Here is a 14772-nt window from a genome sequence, read left to right on the forward strand (position 1 = left end):
GCGTCAGCCTGCCCGTACCGCCGCCACCGCCTTGCGCGCCGCCACCAGGACCGGGTCCCACACCGGTGAGAACGGTGGCGCGTAGCCCAGGTCGAGCGCCGTCATCTGCTCCACCGTCATGCCCGCGGTCAGCGCGACCGCCGCCACGTCGACCCGCTTGGCCGCGCCCTCGCGGCCCACGATCTGCACGCCGAGCAGCCGGCCCGTGCGCCGCTCGGCCAGCATCTTCACCGTCATCAGCGCCGCGCCGGGGTAGTAGCCCGCCCTGCTCGTCGACTCGATGGTGACGGTCACGTACTGGAGGCCCGCGCGATGTGCGTCCTTCTCACGCAGGCCCGTGCGGGCGATCTCCAGGTCGCACACCTTGCTGACGGCCGTGCCGACGACGCCGGGGAACGTCGCGTAGTCCCCGCCGACGTTGGCGCCGATGACCTGGCCGTGCTTGTTGGCGTGGGTGCCGAGCGCGATGTGGCGTTCGCTGCCCGACACGAGGTCGAGGACCTCCACGCAGTCGCCGCCCGCCCAGATGTCCTCGTGGCCGCACACCCGCATCGCCCGGTCCGTGAGCAGCCCGCCGTGCGCCCCGAGCGGCAGCCCGGCCTCCCGGGCGAGGCCCGTCTCCGGGCGCACGCCGATCCCCAGCACGACCACGTCCGCCGGGTATTCGGCGTCGTCCGTGGCCACCGCGCGGGCCCGTCCGCCGTCCCCGGTGAGGATCTTCGTCACCTCGGCGTCGTCGACCATGGTGATGCCCATGCCGGTCATCGCCTCGTGCACGAGCCTGCCCATGTCCGCGTCGAGCGTCGACATCGGTTCGGCGCCGCGGTTCACCACGGTCACCTCGTACCCGCGGTGGATCAGCGCCTCCGCCATCTCCACGCCGATGTACCCGGCGCCGACGACCACGGCGTGCCGGCCCTCGGTCGCCCGCAGCGTGTCGAGCAGCGCCTGACCGTCGTCGAGCGTCTGCACGCCGTGCACGCCGGGCGCGTCGATGCCGGGCAGGTCGGGGCGGACGGGCCGGGCCCCCGTCGCGATCACGAGCTTGTCGTACGAGGTCCAGGTCTCGGCCCCGCCGTCGAGTTCGCGGGAGCGTACCCGGCGGCCCGCCACGTCGATCTCCGTCACCTCCGTGCGGGTGCGCAGGTCGATGTCGCGGGCCCGGTGCTCCTCGGGCGACCGGGCGATCAACTCGTCCCGTTCGGAGACCTGGCCGCCCACCCAGTACGGGATGCCGCAGGCGGAGTACGAGGTGAAGTGGCCGCGTTCGAAGGCCACGATCTCCAGTTCGGCGGGGGCCTTGAGGCGGCGGGCCTGGGACGCGGCGGACATGCCGGTGGCGTCGCCGCCGATGACCACGAGGCGCTCGCGCGCGGGTTCGGTGCTCATCTGTTTACGCTAACCCGGGGTTGCGGTCGCGGGGCGCTGCCCCGGGCCCCGCGCCTCAATCGCCGGCGGGGCTTGAGTTGTGCCGCCTGAACCGTAGGAACAGGAATGCCACCGTGCCCAGCACCGCTGCGAACGGGAGGATCGCCGCCAGCGCTATTCCGATCCATTTCATGCCGGTGGTGAAGGCGTTCCAACCGCCGGACAGGGCGTCCAGGAGGGTGGGGTCCTTGTCCTCCGCGGGGGCGGCCGGAGGGGCCTCCGTCAGGCGCAGGGTGATTGTTGCGAGGCTCGTGCGGTCCTTGAGGGAGTCCTGCTGCGCCAACAGTGCCTCCAGTTCCGACTGGCGCGAGCCCAGCTCGCCCTCCAGGGTCACCACGTCGCTCAACTTCTCCGCCCGGTCCATGAGTTCCCGGACCCGCGCCACGCTCGCCCGCTGCGACTTGATCCGGCTCTCGACGTCCACGACCTGGTCCGTGACGTCCTTCGCCGTCACGTTCCGCTCCAACAGGCGCCCGCTGCCCGCGAGTTCGTCGAGCACCTCCTCGTACGACTCCTGCGGTACGCGCAGGGTCACGCGGGAGCGCTCGCGGCCGTGGCCGTCGCGGTCGGTCGTCTCGTCGCCGATCATGCCGCCCGCGTTCTCGGCGGCGGTACGGGCCCGGTCGAGCGCGTCCGGGACGTCCTTGACGCGTACCGAGAGGTGGGCGGTGCGGATGATGTGGACGCCGGTGAGCTTCGCCGGTTTCTTGGTCTGTTGGCCGCCGGCGGAGCCGGACTTGCCGCCGGGCGCGCTGACGTCGCCGCGGGACCCGCCGCCCGCGTCGTCCGCGGCGCTCTTCGCGCTCGCGTCGTCGCCCGACCCCGAACAACCGGTCAGCGCGAGCGCCAGCGCGAACAGTGTCGCGGCGAGCAGTGCCAGATACGGGCGCCTGGTCTCTGTCTTCCTGCTGGAAAGGTGCATGGACCTTCGACGCGCGAGTCCCCCGAACGGTGGTTGCCGGGCGGTCCCGAACCGGTCACGGTCGGGACACGTCCGCACGCCGTCAATCTGGCGCTGACGTTCTGAGAAAGTGGGGGCATGCGTGAAGCGGACACTGTGACGAAGACGGGTCGGAACCGGCGGGGCAGGAAAGTCCTCGTCGTCGGTGGTGGGATCGCGGGCCTCGCGGCCGCCCACCGGCTGCTCGACGGGGGCGAGCGGGGCGGGCCCGTGCACGTCACCGTCCTGGAGGCCGGGGACCGGCTCGGCGGCAAGCTGCGCACGGGCGAGATCGCCGGCGCGCGCGTCGACCTGGGCGCCGAGTCGATGCTGGCCCGCCGCCCCGAAGCGGTCGGCCTCGCCCGCGAGGTGGGCCTCGACGACCGGTTGCAGCCACCGTCCACGGCGACCGCCTCGATCTGGACCCGCGGCGCCCTGCGCCCCATGCCGAAGGGGCACGTCATGGGCGTGCCCGGCGCCGCCGACGCGCTCGCGGGGGTGCTGTCCGACGAGGGCCTGCGCCGCATCCGCCGCGACGACCACCTGCCGCCCACCCACCTCGGCGAGGACGTCTCCGTCGGCAGGTACGTCGCCGCGCGCCTGGGCCGCGAGGTCGTCGACCGGCTCGTCGAACCGCTGCTCGGCGGCGTCTACGCGGGCGACGCCGACCTGATCTCGATGCGCAGCGCCGTGCCGCAGCTGTTCGAGGAGGCGGGCCGCCATGTGTCGCTGACGGAGGCGGTCCGCGCCATCCAGGAGCGCGCCGCCGCCAACCAGCAGACCGGGCCCGTGTTCATGGGCATCGACGGCGGCATCGGTACGTTGCCGGGGGCGGTGGCCGACGCCGTGCGCGCGAAGGGCGGCGAGATCCTGCTCGGCGAGCGCGCCACGTCCCTCACCACCCGCGACGGGCTCTGGCGACTCGGCACCGAGTCCGGCCGCGCCTTCGAGGCCGACCAGGTGGTCGTGGCGCTGCCCGCCCCCGCGGCGGCGAGCCTGCTGCGCACCGCGTCCCCCATGGCCTCCCAGGAGCTGCGGCGCATCGAGTACGCCTCCATGGCGCTGATCACGATGGCGTTCCGGACGTCCGAGGCGGACCTCCCGGAGGGCAGCGGCTTCCTCGTCCCGCCGGTCGACGGCCACACCATCAAGGCCGCCACCTTCGCCTCCCGCAAGTGGGGCTGGATCGCCGAGCAGAACCCGGAGCTGATGGTCGTCCGTACTTCCGTCGGCCGGTACGGCGACGAGAAGGACCTCGCCCGCGACGACACCGACCTCGTCGACCTGTCCCGCCAGGACCTGCGTGAGGCCACGGGCCTGAACGTCGCCCCCGTCGACGCGCACGTCACGCGCTGGAAGGACGGGCTGCCCCAGTACCCCGTCGGGCACGCCGCCCGCGTCGACCGGATCCGCGAGCACATCGCCGCCGTGCCGGGCCTCGCCGTGTGCGGGGCCGCGTACGACGGCGTCGGCATCCCGGCGTGCATCGCGAGCGCCTACGCCGCCGTGGACATGCTCGGCGGCGACACCACAGCCCTCGACGAGCTGAAGGCCGACCCGGTGCAGAGCATGCACGGCGGAGCAGGAGAATGAGGACATGAGCGACGACACCCCCAACACCGACGCCGCGCGCGTACCGAACAAGGGCAAGCTGGCGAAGGACCTCAACGAGGTCATCCGCTACACCCTGTGGTCCGTCTTCAAGCTGAAGGACGTGCTGCCGGAAGACCGCGCCGGCTACGCCGACGAGGTCCAGGAGCTGTTCGACCAGCTCGAGGCGAAGGACGTGACGATCCGCGGCACGTACGACGTGTCCGGCCTGCGCGCCGACGCCGACCTCATGATCTGGTGGCACGCCGAGACGGCCGACCAGCTGCAGGAGGCGTACAACCTGTTCCGCCGCACCAAGCTGGGCCGCGCCATGGAGCCGGTGTGGTCGAACATGGCGCTGCACCGCCCCGCCGAGTTCAACCGCTCGCACATCCCCGCGTTCCTCGCCGACGAGAACGCGCGCGACTACATCTCGGTGTACCCGTTCGTGCGCTCCTACGACTGGTACCTGCTGCCCGACGACGAGCGCCGCAAGATGCTCGCCGACCACGGCAAGATGGCGCGCGGCTACCCGGATGTGCGGGCCAACACGGTCGCGTCCTTCTCGCTCGGCGACTACGAGTGGATTTTGGCGTTCGAGGCGGACGAGCTGCATCGGATTGTTGACCTGATGCGGTTGTTGCGGGCGTCCGAGGCGCGGAGGCACGTCCGTGAGGAGGTTCCGTTCTTCACGGGGCGCCGGAAGTCGGTTGCGGATCTGGTGGCTGGGCTCGCGTAACTGGTGCGCCCAACCGGGGCCGGGGTCGCGGGGCTCTGCCCCGGGCCCCGCGCCTCAATCGCCGGCGGGGCTTGAATGGGGCTTACTTGCCGCCGAGTGGCTTCGGCTCCTTGTGCGGCGCGCAGGACGCCGCACCGGTCTCCGGAAGGTCGCCGTCCAGGAGGTAGGAGTCCAGGCGGCCGTTCACGCATTTGTTCGGGCCCCCGCCGATGCCGTGGGTGCCCGCCTCGCGTTCGGTCACCAGAGCGGAGCCCGCGAGGCGGCGGTTCAGTTCCTGGGCGCCCTTGTACGGGGTCGCGGCGTCCCGCTCGGCCGCGAGGATGAGCGTCGGCGGGAGTTCGCCGGGGGCGGTGCGCACGTCCAGCGGCTGCTGGCGGGGAGTGGACCAGTACGCGCACGGCAGGTTCATCCACGCGTTGTCCCACGTCTCGAACGGGGCGCGCTTCGCGAGGGCCGTGTTGTCGCGGTCCCAGGTGCGGAAGTCCGTCGGCCAGGACGCGTCGTTGCACTGCACGGCCGTGTAGACGGCGTTGCTGTTCTCGTCCTCCTTCGCGGACTCCTTGATCGGCGCGGCCTGGTCGACGAGCGGCTTCGGGTCGCCCTTCACGTAGGCGGAGAGCGCGTAGGCCCGCAGCGGCCAGTAGTCGTCGTAGTACCCGGCCTGCAGGAACGCGGACTGCAACTGGGCGGGTCCGACCTTGCCGCCGGCCGGCTCGCGGGACACCTCCGCGCGCACCTTGTCGTACGCGGCCTGCACCTTCTCGGTCGTGCTGCCCAGGTGGTACGTCCTGTCGTTGCGGGCGACCCACGCCTTGAAGTCGGACCAGCGGCGCTCGAAGGCGGCCGACTGTTCGAGGTTGTTGGCGTACCAGATGCCCTTCGGGGACGGGTCGACCGCCGAGTCGAAGACCATCCGCCGCACGTGCGAGGGGAACAGCTCCGCGTACACGGCCCCGATGTACGTCCCGTACGAGGCGCCCAGGAACGTCAGCTTCTTCTCGCCGAGCGCGGCCCGCAGCACATCCAGGTCGCGGGCGTTGTTGAGCGTCGTGTAGTGCTCGATGTCCGGATTGCGCTCGGCGCACCCGCGCGCGTACGCCTTCGCCCGCGCGACGCGCTTCTTCTTGTACGCCTCCGAGGGGTGCACCGGCGACTCGGACGGGCCGCCGAGGTGCTTCTTCGGGTCCTCACAGGACAGCGGCGCCGACCGGCCCACGCCCCGCGGGGCGTAGCCGATCAGGTCGTACGCGGCGCCGATGCGCCGCCACTCCGGCTGCGTTCCGGCGATCGGGAAGTACATGCCGTTGCCGCCGGGACCGCCGGGGTTGAAGACGAGCGATCCCTGCCGGGCGACCTTCTCTTCCTTGGCCTCGGCCCTGTCCTTGTCCTCGCCGGCGTTCTCGCCGGTGGCCTTCGCGCGGCTGACGGTCAGCTTGATCTGCTTGCCCATCGGGTGCGCGTAGTCGAGCGGGACGGTGACGGTGCCGCACTGGACCGGCTTCGGCAGATCCTCCACCTTGGGGCAGGCGCCCCAGTGGATCCCCGCGTCCTCGGCGCGCAGCGCGGCGAGAGTGCTGCCCGCCGTCTCGGCGGCGGGGCGGGGAGGCAGGGGCGCGGCGGCGCTCGCGTCGGCCGCGGGGGCGGTGACCAGGGCCGAGAGGATCAGGGATCCCGCGGTGGCGCAGAGGGCTGGGGCTGCTCGCATCGCTTGATCCTTGGGGCGCCGGTCGGCGAAGTAAAGGACCAGGTCGTGGGTGTCGGAACCAATGACCCTGATGCGTGGTGACTGCCGTCTTCGGCGTGCGGGACGGCTCAGCCGGTGGTATGCCGACCCGTACCGGTCAGCGCCGCGCGCAGCTGCGGGTCGTCGACCGCCCGCACCCCGCGCACCGCGACGGCCAGCAGACTGCCCGCGCCCAGGGACCGGCCCGCCAGCAGCCGTTGCCCGGTCGGCGAGGCCCAGCGCGTGTACGGGTGGATCTCGACGCGGGCGAGCGTCAGACAGCTCAGCGTGAGCAGCAGCGGAAGCCCGAACCACAGCGCCACCGGGCCTCCTTGCCGTGCGCTCTCGCCCGGCAGCAGGACCGCGAGCGCGCCGAGCGCCAGCACGGCGCCCGTCGCCTGCCGCACCTGGCGCACCGCGCCCGCGAGCGTCGTCCGTTCCTGGTCCGGCACCGCGAGCCCGGCCGCGACGAGGCGTTCGGCGAGCACCCGCACCGTGTCCCCGGCCGCGGCCGCCGCCCGCAGCGGCGCGATCCGGGCCTGCCCCCCGGGGCCGATGGCGCGGAGCACCGAACGCTCCATGGCGTCCTCGCCGACCGGGTCGACGACGGTCGCCCAGCCGGTGTGCGCGAGCAGCAGGCGGCGGCCGCGGGCCATCGACACGAGCGTCACCTCGGCGACGCGCTCGGGACCGCCGGACAGGAAGGCGGTCTCGTACAGGGACAGTTCGTGGCCCTGGCGCGCGACGACGTATGTGTCACGGCCCGTCGCGCGTTCGGTCTCGGCGGCGCGCACGGCCGCGAGACACAGTCGTCCGCAGGAGACTCCCGCGACGGCGCAGGCGACGAGGAGGAACAGCAGCCACAACATGCGCAGTTTCTACGACAGTTGCCCGGATACCGCTACGCCTCGCCCACGATGTGGACGGTCTGCTGTCGCGTCGTGACGTTCGGGTTCGGTGAGATGAGCCTTGGTCTTGGGTTTGTCCTTGGGCTTGGACTTGGGGTCGTCCTTGGGTTTGGACCTGGGTTTGGTCTCCGGTTTCGGGCTGGACACCGCGGGCGGCAGGGAGAACGACGGGGTGGGTGAGGGGGAGACCGGGGTCGCGGAGTCCGGTGCGGAGGTGGGGCCCGGTGGGGCGGGGGAGCGGGTTGCCGGTGGCGGGCTCGCGGTCGCGGCGTCGCGGGCGAGCGCGTCGAAGTCGACCAGGCCCGTCGCCTCCAGGACCTTGATGTGGTCGAGGACGGTCGTGTTGGCGTCGTCCGCGAGTTCCCGCACGAGTGCGTTGCGGGTCGAGGCGCGGACCTGGGCGACCAGGGAGAAGACCTGTCCGTGGGCGCGGCGGAGAATGTTGGCGAACTTCTGCTCGTAGTCCGGCCCTTTCGCGGCGGTCAACTCTCTTAGCCAACCCTGCTGTTGCGCGTTCGGCTGGCTGGGCAGTTCCAGGTTCATGCGGGCCGCGGCCTCGCGCACCCGGGCGTCCAGGAACGTGTGACCCTCGACTAGGTGCCTGCCCGCCGTCTCGACCGCCTTGCTCGGCGCCCGCTCCTCGGCCTGCTGTCCGGCGGGCAGTTCCCACAGCCCGGCGAGCCGCACCTTGGTGATGAAGATGCGGTCCGTGGCGGACAGCGGCCCGAATCTGGTGGACACGGACCGGGCGTTGAGCTCGTCGAGCCCGGTGCCGGAACGGTCCGCGTACGACCACAGGGGGAAGACGAGCGCGGCCAGCGTCGCCACGAGGGCGGTGATGATGAGGGCGGTGCCGGTGCGGATGGCGCGGGGCGGGGTCGGGCGCATGGTGCCTCCTGGTGCGACATCGCACGCTAGCGGGGCGCCTACGCGGGGTGGCGGGGATCGCTCAGGAGTACGTCAGGTGTGGTAGCCGTCAGGCTGCGACGGGGTTGCGGTCGCGGGGCTCCGCCCCGGACCCCGCTGCTCAATCGCCGCAGGGGCTTGATTTGCTGAGCTGCACCGCAGGGGCTTGAAGGCTTAGTTGCAGGGGGGCTCTCTAGTGGCCCCTGCGCAGGGCGAAGGCCGCTGAGCGCAGGGCGCGGGTCACCGGGCGGCCCGTGAGGGGTTTGGGGCCCGAGCGGTCCAGCCACCAGGTTGTCAGTGCCCGGCGCGCGGCCGGGTCGTGGACGCGTTGGCCGAGCAGCAAGTCCTCGGCGAAGTGGAGCGCGTCGCGCCGGTAGCCGTCCGTCATGGGGCGCCGTCGCGCATGGTCGAGGAAGAGGGAGCGGTACTCCGACGTGCCCAGGATGCGGGGCAGTTCGGGCGCCACCTTCGCGACGACGTCGGCCCGCTTGGCGGCGAGTGCGCGGCTCTGCACGGCGAGGCGTGCGCGGTCGAAGCCCTCGGGGGCGGGGGTGCCGGCGACGAGGGCGGACAGCAACGCCGCCTGGCTGAGGGCGAGTCGCTGGCGCGCCACGTCGTCCACGGGTGGCACGGCGGGCGCCGTCGCTGTCGCCGAGGGGGCCGGCGCCGCCTGTGCGCGGGGGCCGGTGCCGGCCGCGACGGTCTCGCGGATCGTCTGCACCTCGCGGCCCAACTCGCCAAGGTCCTCTGGGAAGTTGTCGTCGCGCTCCAGCAGCACACCGGGCGGGGTCACCCGCGAGGCCAGTTCGGCCAGTACGTCGAGGACGGCCGGCGGCACCGGGTGGGCGTGGCTGTCGTGCCAGACGCCGTCCCGTTCGAAGCCGCCCGCGACATGCACGTACGCGATGGCCTCGACCGGCAGTTCGGCCAGCGCCTTCGCCGGGTCCTCGCCGCGGTTGACGTGGTTGGTGTGGAGGTTGGCCACGTCGATGAGGAGGCGTACGCCGGTCCGCTCCACCAGCTCGTACAGGAACTGGCCCTCCGTCAGCTCCTCGCCGGGCCAGCCGAACAGTGCCGCGATGTTCTCCACGGCGAGCGGCACCGGCAGGGCGTCCTGGGCGATCCGCACGTTCTCGCACAGCACGTCGAGCGCGTCGCGGGTGCGCGGCACCGGCAGCAGGTGCCCGGCCTCCAGCGGCCGCGACGCCGTGCGCTCGCCACCGGCCCGTACGAACGCGATGTGCTCGGTGACCAGCGGGGACGCGAGCGCGTCGGCGCAGGCCGCGAGGTCGGCGAGCCGGCCCTCGTCGGGGCGGTCGGCGCCGCCGAGGCCGAGCGAGACGCCGTGCGGCACGACGGTGACGCCGCGCTCGCGCAGCCGCCGCAGGGAGTCCGGCAGATGCCCCGGACACAGATTCTCGGCGACGGCCTCGACCCAGTCGATGTCCGGCATGGCCTCGACCGTCTCCGCGATCTCGGGCCGCCAGCCGATTCCGGTACCCAGCTCCATGGAACTCCCCCTCCTGTGCCCCGGCTTCCTGGAGTCCTGACCGCGACGGGGTGCCCCGAACCTCTGAACGGGCACGTTCAGAGCAATATTTGAGGTTTCACCGGCGGGCCCCGGCTGCCACGCTGCTGCCATGGATCACGCGGAGGCACTGCTCATCGGGGGACGCACCGGCGTCGGGAAGACATCGGTGGCGTGGGAGGTCTCGGCGCTCCTGCGCGCCGCGGAGGTCCCGCACTGCGTCCTGGAAGGCGACTACTTGGGCCAGGTGCACCCGGCGCCGCCCGACGACCCGCGCCGCAGCGCCGTCACGGAGCGCAACCTCGCCGCGCTCTGGTCGAACTTCGCGGACCTCGGCCACCGCCGCCTCGTCTGCACCAACACCGTCAGCGTGCTGACCGGCAGCGAGGGCATGTTCCGGCGCGCGATGGGCGAGGACGTGCGGCTCGTACGGGTGTTGCTCACCGCGTCGGACACCACCGCGGGGGAGCGGCCCGCGGGCCGTGAACGGGGCTCGGAACTGGAGTCCGAACTGCGCGGCAGCCTCCGCAAGGCCCGTCTCCTGGACGAACAGGCCCCGCCGGACACCGTGCGCGTGGTGACGGACGGGCGGGGCGTGGCCGAGATCGCGCGGGAGGTGGTGACGGTCGTGGGATGGGACGCCGGTGCGGTGCGGGGGGACCGCCCGGGAAGTCACGGAGTGGGGTAGCCTTCCGAGTGGCCCCGGCCGTCCGTCATCCCCCGTGCGGACGGGCGGGGTCTCTTACGTTCCAGGGGTGGGCCCGAAGGTCAGAGGCGGGGCAGGCCGGGCAGGAAGTCGCCCGTCCTGGGGCCCTCGGACACGACGGTGTCGCTGGGCGGGATCTCCGTGAATCCGGCGTCCCGTACGACGGGCAGGCCGCCCGTGGTCAGCGCGGGCCAGCGGTCCGGGTCCGCGGTCCGCACCGACAGCGGGAAACCAGCCTCGCGCCACTCCTTGCGCTCCGCGTCGGACAGTTCCCACCAGGCGAGCTGGGCCCCGTGTCCCGCCTGCGCCATGGTCTTGCCCGCGGTCATGTCCAGATCGGGGTTGAGCCACATGACCGGGGCCGACGGGTCGGCGGCGGGCGGCGCCTCCGGGTCGTCGAGGTCCGTGCCGGAGACCTGGAGGCGGGCCAGGTCCTTGGGCCAGCCGTCGAGGGGGACCGGTGGGAAGACCCGTACCTCGGCTGTCCCAGTGGTGACCGTGATGCCGTCGAGGGCCTCCGCGCGCCGCCACTCCGCGCCCCTGGCCCGCCGCACCACCTTGCGGATCCGGGCGTCCTGCCAGTCGCGCATCGCCTGAGCCCACTCGCCGTCGCCGACGGACCGCTCGTCCGAGAGGATCACCAACACGGCGCGCGCCGCGGCCTCCAGGGCGTCCGTGCGGGTCGGGGGCGCGGCCCGCTCGATGCGGACGACGAGCGGCAGCACGAACTGCGGCGCCTCGTCGCGTGCGCTGGGCTCGGAGCGGAAGGGGGTGTCGGTACGGGGGGCGTCGCTGGTCACGGGTCCAGTCTGCCAGGCGGTCGGCCGCCCTCCACGTCACGGGGCTCCGCCTCGGGCCCCGCCGGCTCTCGTCCGACGGCGGGGCTCGAATGCCTCAGCCGCCGCCCGGGGCTGAAAGACCGCCTGGGCCCCGAGCGCAGGGGCCCTGGCGTGCGTACGGGAACATGACCGCATGCACGTCACGCTCCGCGGCGCGGGCCGCCGCTACGGACTCGGTGGGCCCTGGGTGCTGCGCGGGGTCGACCTGGACGTGCCCGAGGGGGCCGTGTTCCGGGTGCGGGGGCCCAACGGCGCGGGGAAGTCCACGCTGTTGCGCCTCGTCGCCGGGATCGACGCCCCCTCCGAGGGCCGGGTCATCGGCCGCCCGCGCACCGCCTACGTCCCCGAACGCTTCCCGCCCGCCCTGCCGTTCACCGCCCGCGCCTACCTCACGCACATGGGCCGCATCCACGGCCTCTCCCGTCCGACGGCCGCGCGCCGGGCGGGGGAGTGGCTGGAGCGGTTCGGCGCCGCTGAGTATCTGGGGGCGTCCCTCGCCGAGCTGTCCAAGGGCAGCAGTCAGAAGGTGGCGGTGGCCGCCGCCCTGCTCGCCGAACCGGAGCTGCTCGTCCTCGACGAGGCGTGGACCGGGCTCGACACCGCGGCCCGCGACACCCTCGACGGCGCCGTCGCCGCACGCGCCGCGGCCGGCGCCGCCGTGCTCTTCGTCGACCACGACCCGCGCCGCCTCGCCGCCACCGCCGACGCGACGTACGAGGTGGAGGGTGCGACGGTGCTGCGGAGCACGGGAGGCGGCGGCGCCACCGTGGTCGTCGACGCCGCCGGGCCCGCCGGGCACGAGCCCGCCCTGCCGCACCCGCACACCCGCGTCCGCCTCGACCCCCGCACCGTACGGATCACCACGGACGCCGCGCACTCCGACGCCGTGCTGCGCACGCTGCTCGCCGCCGAACCGCCCTGGCACATCGTCGCCGTCCGCACACCCGAGCCCACGGAACACCTCCGCACACCTGAGCCCACGGAGCACAACGGATGACCACGGCCCTGCTCGCGTACCAGTCGGCGCTGCTGCTGCGCTCGCAGCGCTGGCTCGCGCCGGTCGTCCTCTACGCCGCGTTCGCCGCCGTCGGTGTGCAGGCGGGGCAGCCGGTGCTCGACTCCCTGGCGTACACCGCCGCCGCGCTGCTCCCGGTGGGGGCCTGGCTGGCGCGGATCTGTGTCACCAACGAGCCGCCCGCGGCCCGCAGTTGCACCGCCGCGGCGACCGCGCCGTGGCGCGCCCACCTGGCGAGCCTGGCCACCGCCTTCCTCGCCACGGTGACCGTCGGCTTCGTGGCGACCGCGGTCGTGGCGCTGATCAGCGACGGGGTCAGCACCGACCGGCTGGTGCGGGTCGCCAGGTGGCCGGCCGCCGGGGCCGGGCTGCTCGCGGTGCTGGTGTGCGCGCTGGCCGGCGTCGCCGTCGGTGCCGTCACGACCTGGCCCGTGGTGCGCGGCAGGGGGCTCGGCGTGGCCGGCCTGGTGCTGTGCGCGCTCGTCGCGCTGATCGCCCCCGGTTCACCGGCGAAGTCGGTGGTGAGCGCCCTGGTGACCGGGTCGCAGGACGGGGCGGTGCCCGTCCTGCTGCTGCCGCTCGCGGGGGCTGTGGCCGTGGCGGCGATCTGCGCGACGGCGGCCTGCGCCCTCGCGGCGCGCCGCTGACCCGGCCCGACCGCTGTCCGGAGCAGGCCCCGCGCCGCGCTCAACGGTTCGTCCGTCGGCGCGGCGGGTGCCGGGCGCTGCTCGGGCCCGCCGGCGCAGCCGTCGCTCCTGCCTCCAGGTTGCGTACCCGTGCTCACGCCCCGCGCGCGGCCCCCACCAGGTCCGACACCCGCACGAACCGGTAGCCCTTCGCCCGCAGCCTCGGCACCACCGCCCGCACCACCCGCTCCGTCGTCGGCGCCGCGCTGCGCGTGCAGTGCATGACGACGACCGAACCGGGCCGTACCCCGTCGAGCACCTGCTGGGTCACCGCGCCCGCGTCCGTGGCGAACGCGTCACCGCTCACCACGTCCCACTGCACGGCCGTGACGCCGGTCGGCGTCAGCGCCCGCAGCGCCGCCCGGTCGTAGCAACCGCCGGGGAACCGGAAGTACGGCACGACATGCTCGACCCCCGCCTTCCGGAACGCGCTGAACGCCCGGTCGACATCGGCCCGCATGCCGCGCTCCGGCACCCGCGGCAGCCCGTAGCAGTCCCCGGTGAAGGCGTAGTGGCTGTACGAGTGGTTGGCGACCTCGAACAGCCGGTCCCGGCCGATGTCCTTGGCCTCCGCGGGGTACTCCTCGGCCCAGCGCCCGGTCATGAAGACGGTGGCCGGGACCTTCAACTTCCGGAGTGTGTTCACCAGTTGAGGGTTGTCGAAGCGCTCCCCGGCCCGTGCCCGCGCCCCCTGGTCGGCCGTCATGTCGGCGTCGAAGGTGAGCGCGACGGTCCGTTCCTTCGTCGCCGCGCCGCGCTCGAAGACGGGGGTGGTGCCGCCCGGTCCGGGCGCGAGGGTGGGCTTGGGGGTCGCCTTCGGCTTCGGGGAGGCGTGCGGGGAGGCCTTCGGGGAGTCGGCGGGCCGTGTCGCGCCCGGGACTCCCGACGAGGTGGCCCCGCCGCATCCGGCGAGGCCGAGAGCGAGCGCGCCCAGGGCGCAGGCCGCCGTCGCGCGGCGTACATGTCTGTTCACCCGGCGAAGATAACGTCAGGTTTAACGTAAATCGTGCAAATCGGACCGATGGGGCGTGATCCCGTGCTGCGGGGTACCCGGCCCGCATGACGACACCAATGGCTTTCCCCGACCTCTCGACCTCGGTCGTCCCGTTCGTCGCGGGCCTGGTGGTCGCGCTGGCGCTGATCTGGGCGGTCTGGATGGGCATCAGGTTCCGCCGCCGGGAGCCGGGCCCGCCCGACCCCGCCGACCAGCCGAAACTCCCCCGTACGGGCCCGGTCCAGGAGGTCCGCGAGGTGCGGGAGCCCGACGAGATCCCGCGCGCGGAGGACGGCGGCTCCCGGCTGACCCCGCACGAGCTGCACGGCCACGGCGGCCCGAGCAGCAGGCGCAGCGAGGACCAGCGGCCGCGCCGCTGGGGCCGGGGCGGCGGCGCGTTCGGCGGCGGAGGCCCGGGGAGCACGTGAGCGTGCGGGGCGTCAGGCGCTCCCGTCGGCCCGGCGGCACGCCCTCAGTGTGTGGCCCGGGCCCGGGTGTGTCGGCGTACGGCCCGCAGCAGGCCGGCCCGCTCGCTCTCCGAGGCGCCGCCCCACACCCCCGTCGTCTGCCCGGTGGCGACGGCCCACCGAAGACACTCCATGATGACCGGACAGTGCCGGCTTCTCTGAGGGCTAGTCCAGTGTGGTGGGACGTTGCGTGGGGAGGCTATGTTGATCTTCTGAAGATCGTTGTCAGGGGGTGCGGCTCTGTAGCGGGTTGTTGCATCAACCGCTAGATCGTGGAGTCGCATTGCGTTCCTTTCCTGTCAA

The 14772-nt window shown here is 73.4% G+C and carries 14 protein-coding genes and 1 pseudogene; 6 read left to right on the top strand and 9 right to left on the bottom strand.

From position 1 onward, the window contains the following. Nucleotides 1-3: 3 nt before the first annotated feature. Nucleotides 4-1389, bottom strand: coding sequence for an FAD-dependent oxidoreductase (locus tag ACIA8D_RS10055; protein WP_399230504.1), 1386 nt, complete (start codon nt 1387-1389; stop codon nt 4-6). 55 nt (nt 1390-1444) lie between these two features. Continuing rightward, nucleotides 1445-2350: a DUF4349 domain-containing protein gene (locus ACIA8D_RS10060; protein ID WP_399230506.1), complete on the bottom strand. Its 906-nt coding sequence runs from the start codon at nt 2348-2350 to the stop codon at nt 1445-1447. A 117-nt stretch (nt 2351-2467) separates the two neighbouring features. On the opposite strand from ACIA8D_RS10060, the gene hemG reads away from it, so the two are divergent. Together hemG and hemQ are read left to right on the top strand one after the other, a co-directional pair. Continuing rightward, nucleotides 2468-3961 carry a protoporphyrinogen oxidase gene (hemG, locus tag ACIA8D_RS10065; RefSeq protein ID WP_399230508.1) on the top strand — a complete coding sequence of 498 codons (1494 nt, stop codon included), beginning with the start codon at nt 2468-2470 and terminating at the stop codon, nt 3959-3961. A gap of 4 nt (nt 3962-3965) precedes the next feature. Beyond that, complete coding sequence (gene hemQ, locus ACIA8D_RS10070) at nt 3966-4697, top strand: hydrogen peroxide-dependent heme synthase (protein WP_399230510.1); 732 nt, start codon at nt 3966-3968, stop codon at nt 4695-4697. 82 nt (nt 4698-4779) lie between these two features. Here hemQ and ACIA8D_RS10075 read toward each other — a convergent pair whose 3' ends face one another. The 4 genes and pseudogenes from ACIA8D_RS10075 to ACIA8D_RS10090 all read right to left on the bottom strand — a co-directional run bounded on the left by ACIA8D_RS10075 (nt 4780) and on the right by ACIA8D_RS10090 (nt 9744). Continuing rightward, entirely contained in the window at nt 4780-6402 is a 1623-nt protein-coding gene (locus ACIA8D_RS10075) for an alpha/beta hydrolase (protein WP_399230512.1), read from the bottom strand. Between the two features lie 107 nt (nt 6403-6509). Beyond that, the gene (locus ACIA8D_RS10080) at nt 6510-7289 is read right to left on the bottom strand and encodes a TIGR04222 domain-containing membrane protein (protein ID WP_399230513.1); all 780 of its coding nucleotides are present in this window, start codon (nt 7287-7289) and stop codon (nt 6510-6512) included. 165 nt (nt 7290-7454) lie between these two features. Then, nucleotides 7455-8216, bottom strand: a pseudogene (locus tag ACIA8D_RS10085) (DUF4142 domain-containing protein); the annotation flags it as partial. A 211-nt stretch (nt 8217-8427) separates the two neighbouring features. Next, the gene (locus ACIA8D_RS10090; protein WP_399230516.1) at nt 8428-9744 is read right to left on the bottom strand and encodes a DUF692 domain-containing protein; all 1317 of its coding nucleotides are present in this window, start codon (nt 9742-9744) and stop codon (nt 8428-8430) included. A 130-nt stretch (nt 9745-9874) separates the two neighbouring features. On the opposite strand from ACIA8D_RS10090, the gene ACIA8D_RS10095 reads away from it, so the two are divergent. After that, nucleotides 9875-10450: a hypothetical protein gene (locus ACIA8D_RS10095; RefSeq protein WP_399230517.1), complete on the top strand. Its 576-nt coding sequence runs from the start codon at nt 9875-9877 to the stop codon at nt 10448-10450. Nucleotides 10451-10530: 80 nt separating this feature from the next. Here ACIA8D_RS10095 and ACIA8D_RS10100 read toward each other — a convergent pair whose 3' ends face one another. Next, nucleotides 10531-11268, bottom strand: coding sequence for a peptidyl-tRNA hydrolase (locus ACIA8D_RS10100; protein WP_399230519.1), 738 nt, complete (start codon nt 11266-11268; stop codon nt 10531-10533). A 172-nt stretch (nt 11269-11440) separates the two neighbouring features. On the opposite strand from ACIA8D_RS10100, the gene ACIA8D_RS10105 reads away from it, so the two are divergent. Both ACIA8D_RS10105 and ACIA8D_RS10110 read left to right on the top strand, forming a co-directional pair. Next, nucleotides 11441-12304, top strand: a complete 864-nt coding sequence (locus ACIA8D_RS10105; protein ID WP_399230520.1) for an ATP-binding cassette domain-containing protein — start codon at nt 11441-11443, stop codon at nt 12302-12304. Then, nucleotides 12301-12969 (top strand): ABC transporter, encoded by a 669-nt coding sequence (locus ACIA8D_RS10110; RefSeq protein WP_399230522.1) that lies wholly within the window; start codon nt 12301-12303, stop codon nt 12967-12969. The genes ACIA8D_RS10105 and ACIA8D_RS10110 overlap by 4 nt, the downstream gene beginning before the upstream one ends. A 133-nt stretch (nt 12970-13102) precedes the next feature. On the opposite strand, the gene ACIA8D_RS10115 is transcribed toward ACIA8D_RS10110, so the two are convergent. Further along, the gene (locus ACIA8D_RS10115) at nt 13103-13981 is read right to left on the bottom strand and encodes a polysaccharide deacetylase family protein (protein ID WP_399230524.1); all 879 of its coding nucleotides are present in this window, start codon (nt 13979-13981) and stop codon (nt 13103-13105) included. A gap of 86 nt (nt 13982-14067) precedes the next feature. Between ACIA8D_RS10115 and ACIA8D_RS10120 the strand changes: the two genes are divergently transcribed. Then, nucleotides 14068-14430: a DUF6479 family protein gene (locus tag ACIA8D_RS10120; RefSeq protein WP_399230525.1), complete on the top strand. Its 363-nt coding sequence runs from the start codon at nt 14068-14070 to the stop codon at nt 14428-14430. A 44-nt stretch (nt 14431-14474) separates the two neighbouring features. Here ACIA8D_RS10120 and ACIA8D_RS10125 read toward each other — a convergent pair whose 3' ends face one another. Further along, entirely contained in the window at nt 14475-14753 is a 279-nt protein-coding gene (locus tag ACIA8D_RS10125; RefSeq protein WP_399230526.1) for a WhiB family transcriptional regulator, read from the bottom strand. Nucleotides 14754-14772: the final 19 nt, after the last annotated feature.

The sequence above is a fragment of the Streptomyces sp. NPDC051684 genome (assembly GCF_044453445.1).
Taxonomy (GTDB): Bacteria; Actinomycetota; Actinomycetes; order Streptomycetales; family Streptomycetaceae; genus Streptomyces.

Bases quoted from the DNA above. Each gene is read 5' to 3' on its own strand.
- ACIA8D_RS10055 (WP_399230504.1), bottom strand. From the start codon at position 1,389: ATGAGCACCGAACCCGCGCGCGAGCGCCTCGTGGTCATCGGCGGCGAC.
- ACIA8D_RS10060 (WP_399230506.1), bottom strand. From the start codon at position 2,350: ATGCACCTTTCCAGCAGGAAGACAGAGACCAGGCGCCCGTATCTGGCA.
- hemG (WP_399230508.1), top strand. From the start codon at position 2,468: ATGCGTGAAGCGGACACTGTGACGAAGACGGGTCGGAACCGGCGGGGC.
- hemQ (WP_399230510.1), top strand. From the start codon at position 3,966: ATGAGCGACGACACCCCCAACACCGACGCCGCGCGCGTACCGAACAAG.
- ACIA8D_RS10075 (WP_399230512.1), bottom strand. From the start codon at position 6,402: ATGCGAGCAGCCCCAGCCCTCTGCGCCACCGCGGGATCCCTGATCCTC.
- ACIA8D_RS10080 (WP_399230513.1), bottom strand. From the start codon at position 7,289: ATGTTGTGGCTGCTGTTCCTCCTCGTCGCCTGCGCCGTCGCGGGAGTC.
- ACIA8D_RS10090 (WP_399230516.1), bottom strand. From the start codon at position 9,744: ATGGAGCTGGGTACCGGAATCGGCTGGCGGCCCGAGATCGCGGAGACG.
- ACIA8D_RS10095 (WP_399230517.1), top strand. From the start codon at position 9,875: ATGGATCACGCGGAGGCACTGCTCATCGGGGGACGCACCGGCGTCGGG.
- ACIA8D_RS10105 (WP_399230520.1), top strand. From the start codon at position 11,441: ATGCACGTCACGCTCCGCGGCGCGGGCCGCCGCTACGGACTCGGTGGG.
- ACIA8D_RS10110 (WP_399230522.1), top strand. From the start codon at position 12,301: ATGACCACGGCCCTGCTCGCGTACCAGTCGGCGCTGCTGCTGCGCTCG.
- ACIA8D_RS10120 (WP_399230525.1), top strand. From the start codon at position 14,068: ATGACGACACCAATGGCTTTCCCCGACCTCTCGACCTCGGTCGTCCCG.
- ACIA8D_RS10125 (WP_399230526.1), bottom strand. From the start codon at position 14,753: ATGCGACTCCACGATCTAGCGGTTGATGCAACAACCCGCTACAGAGCC.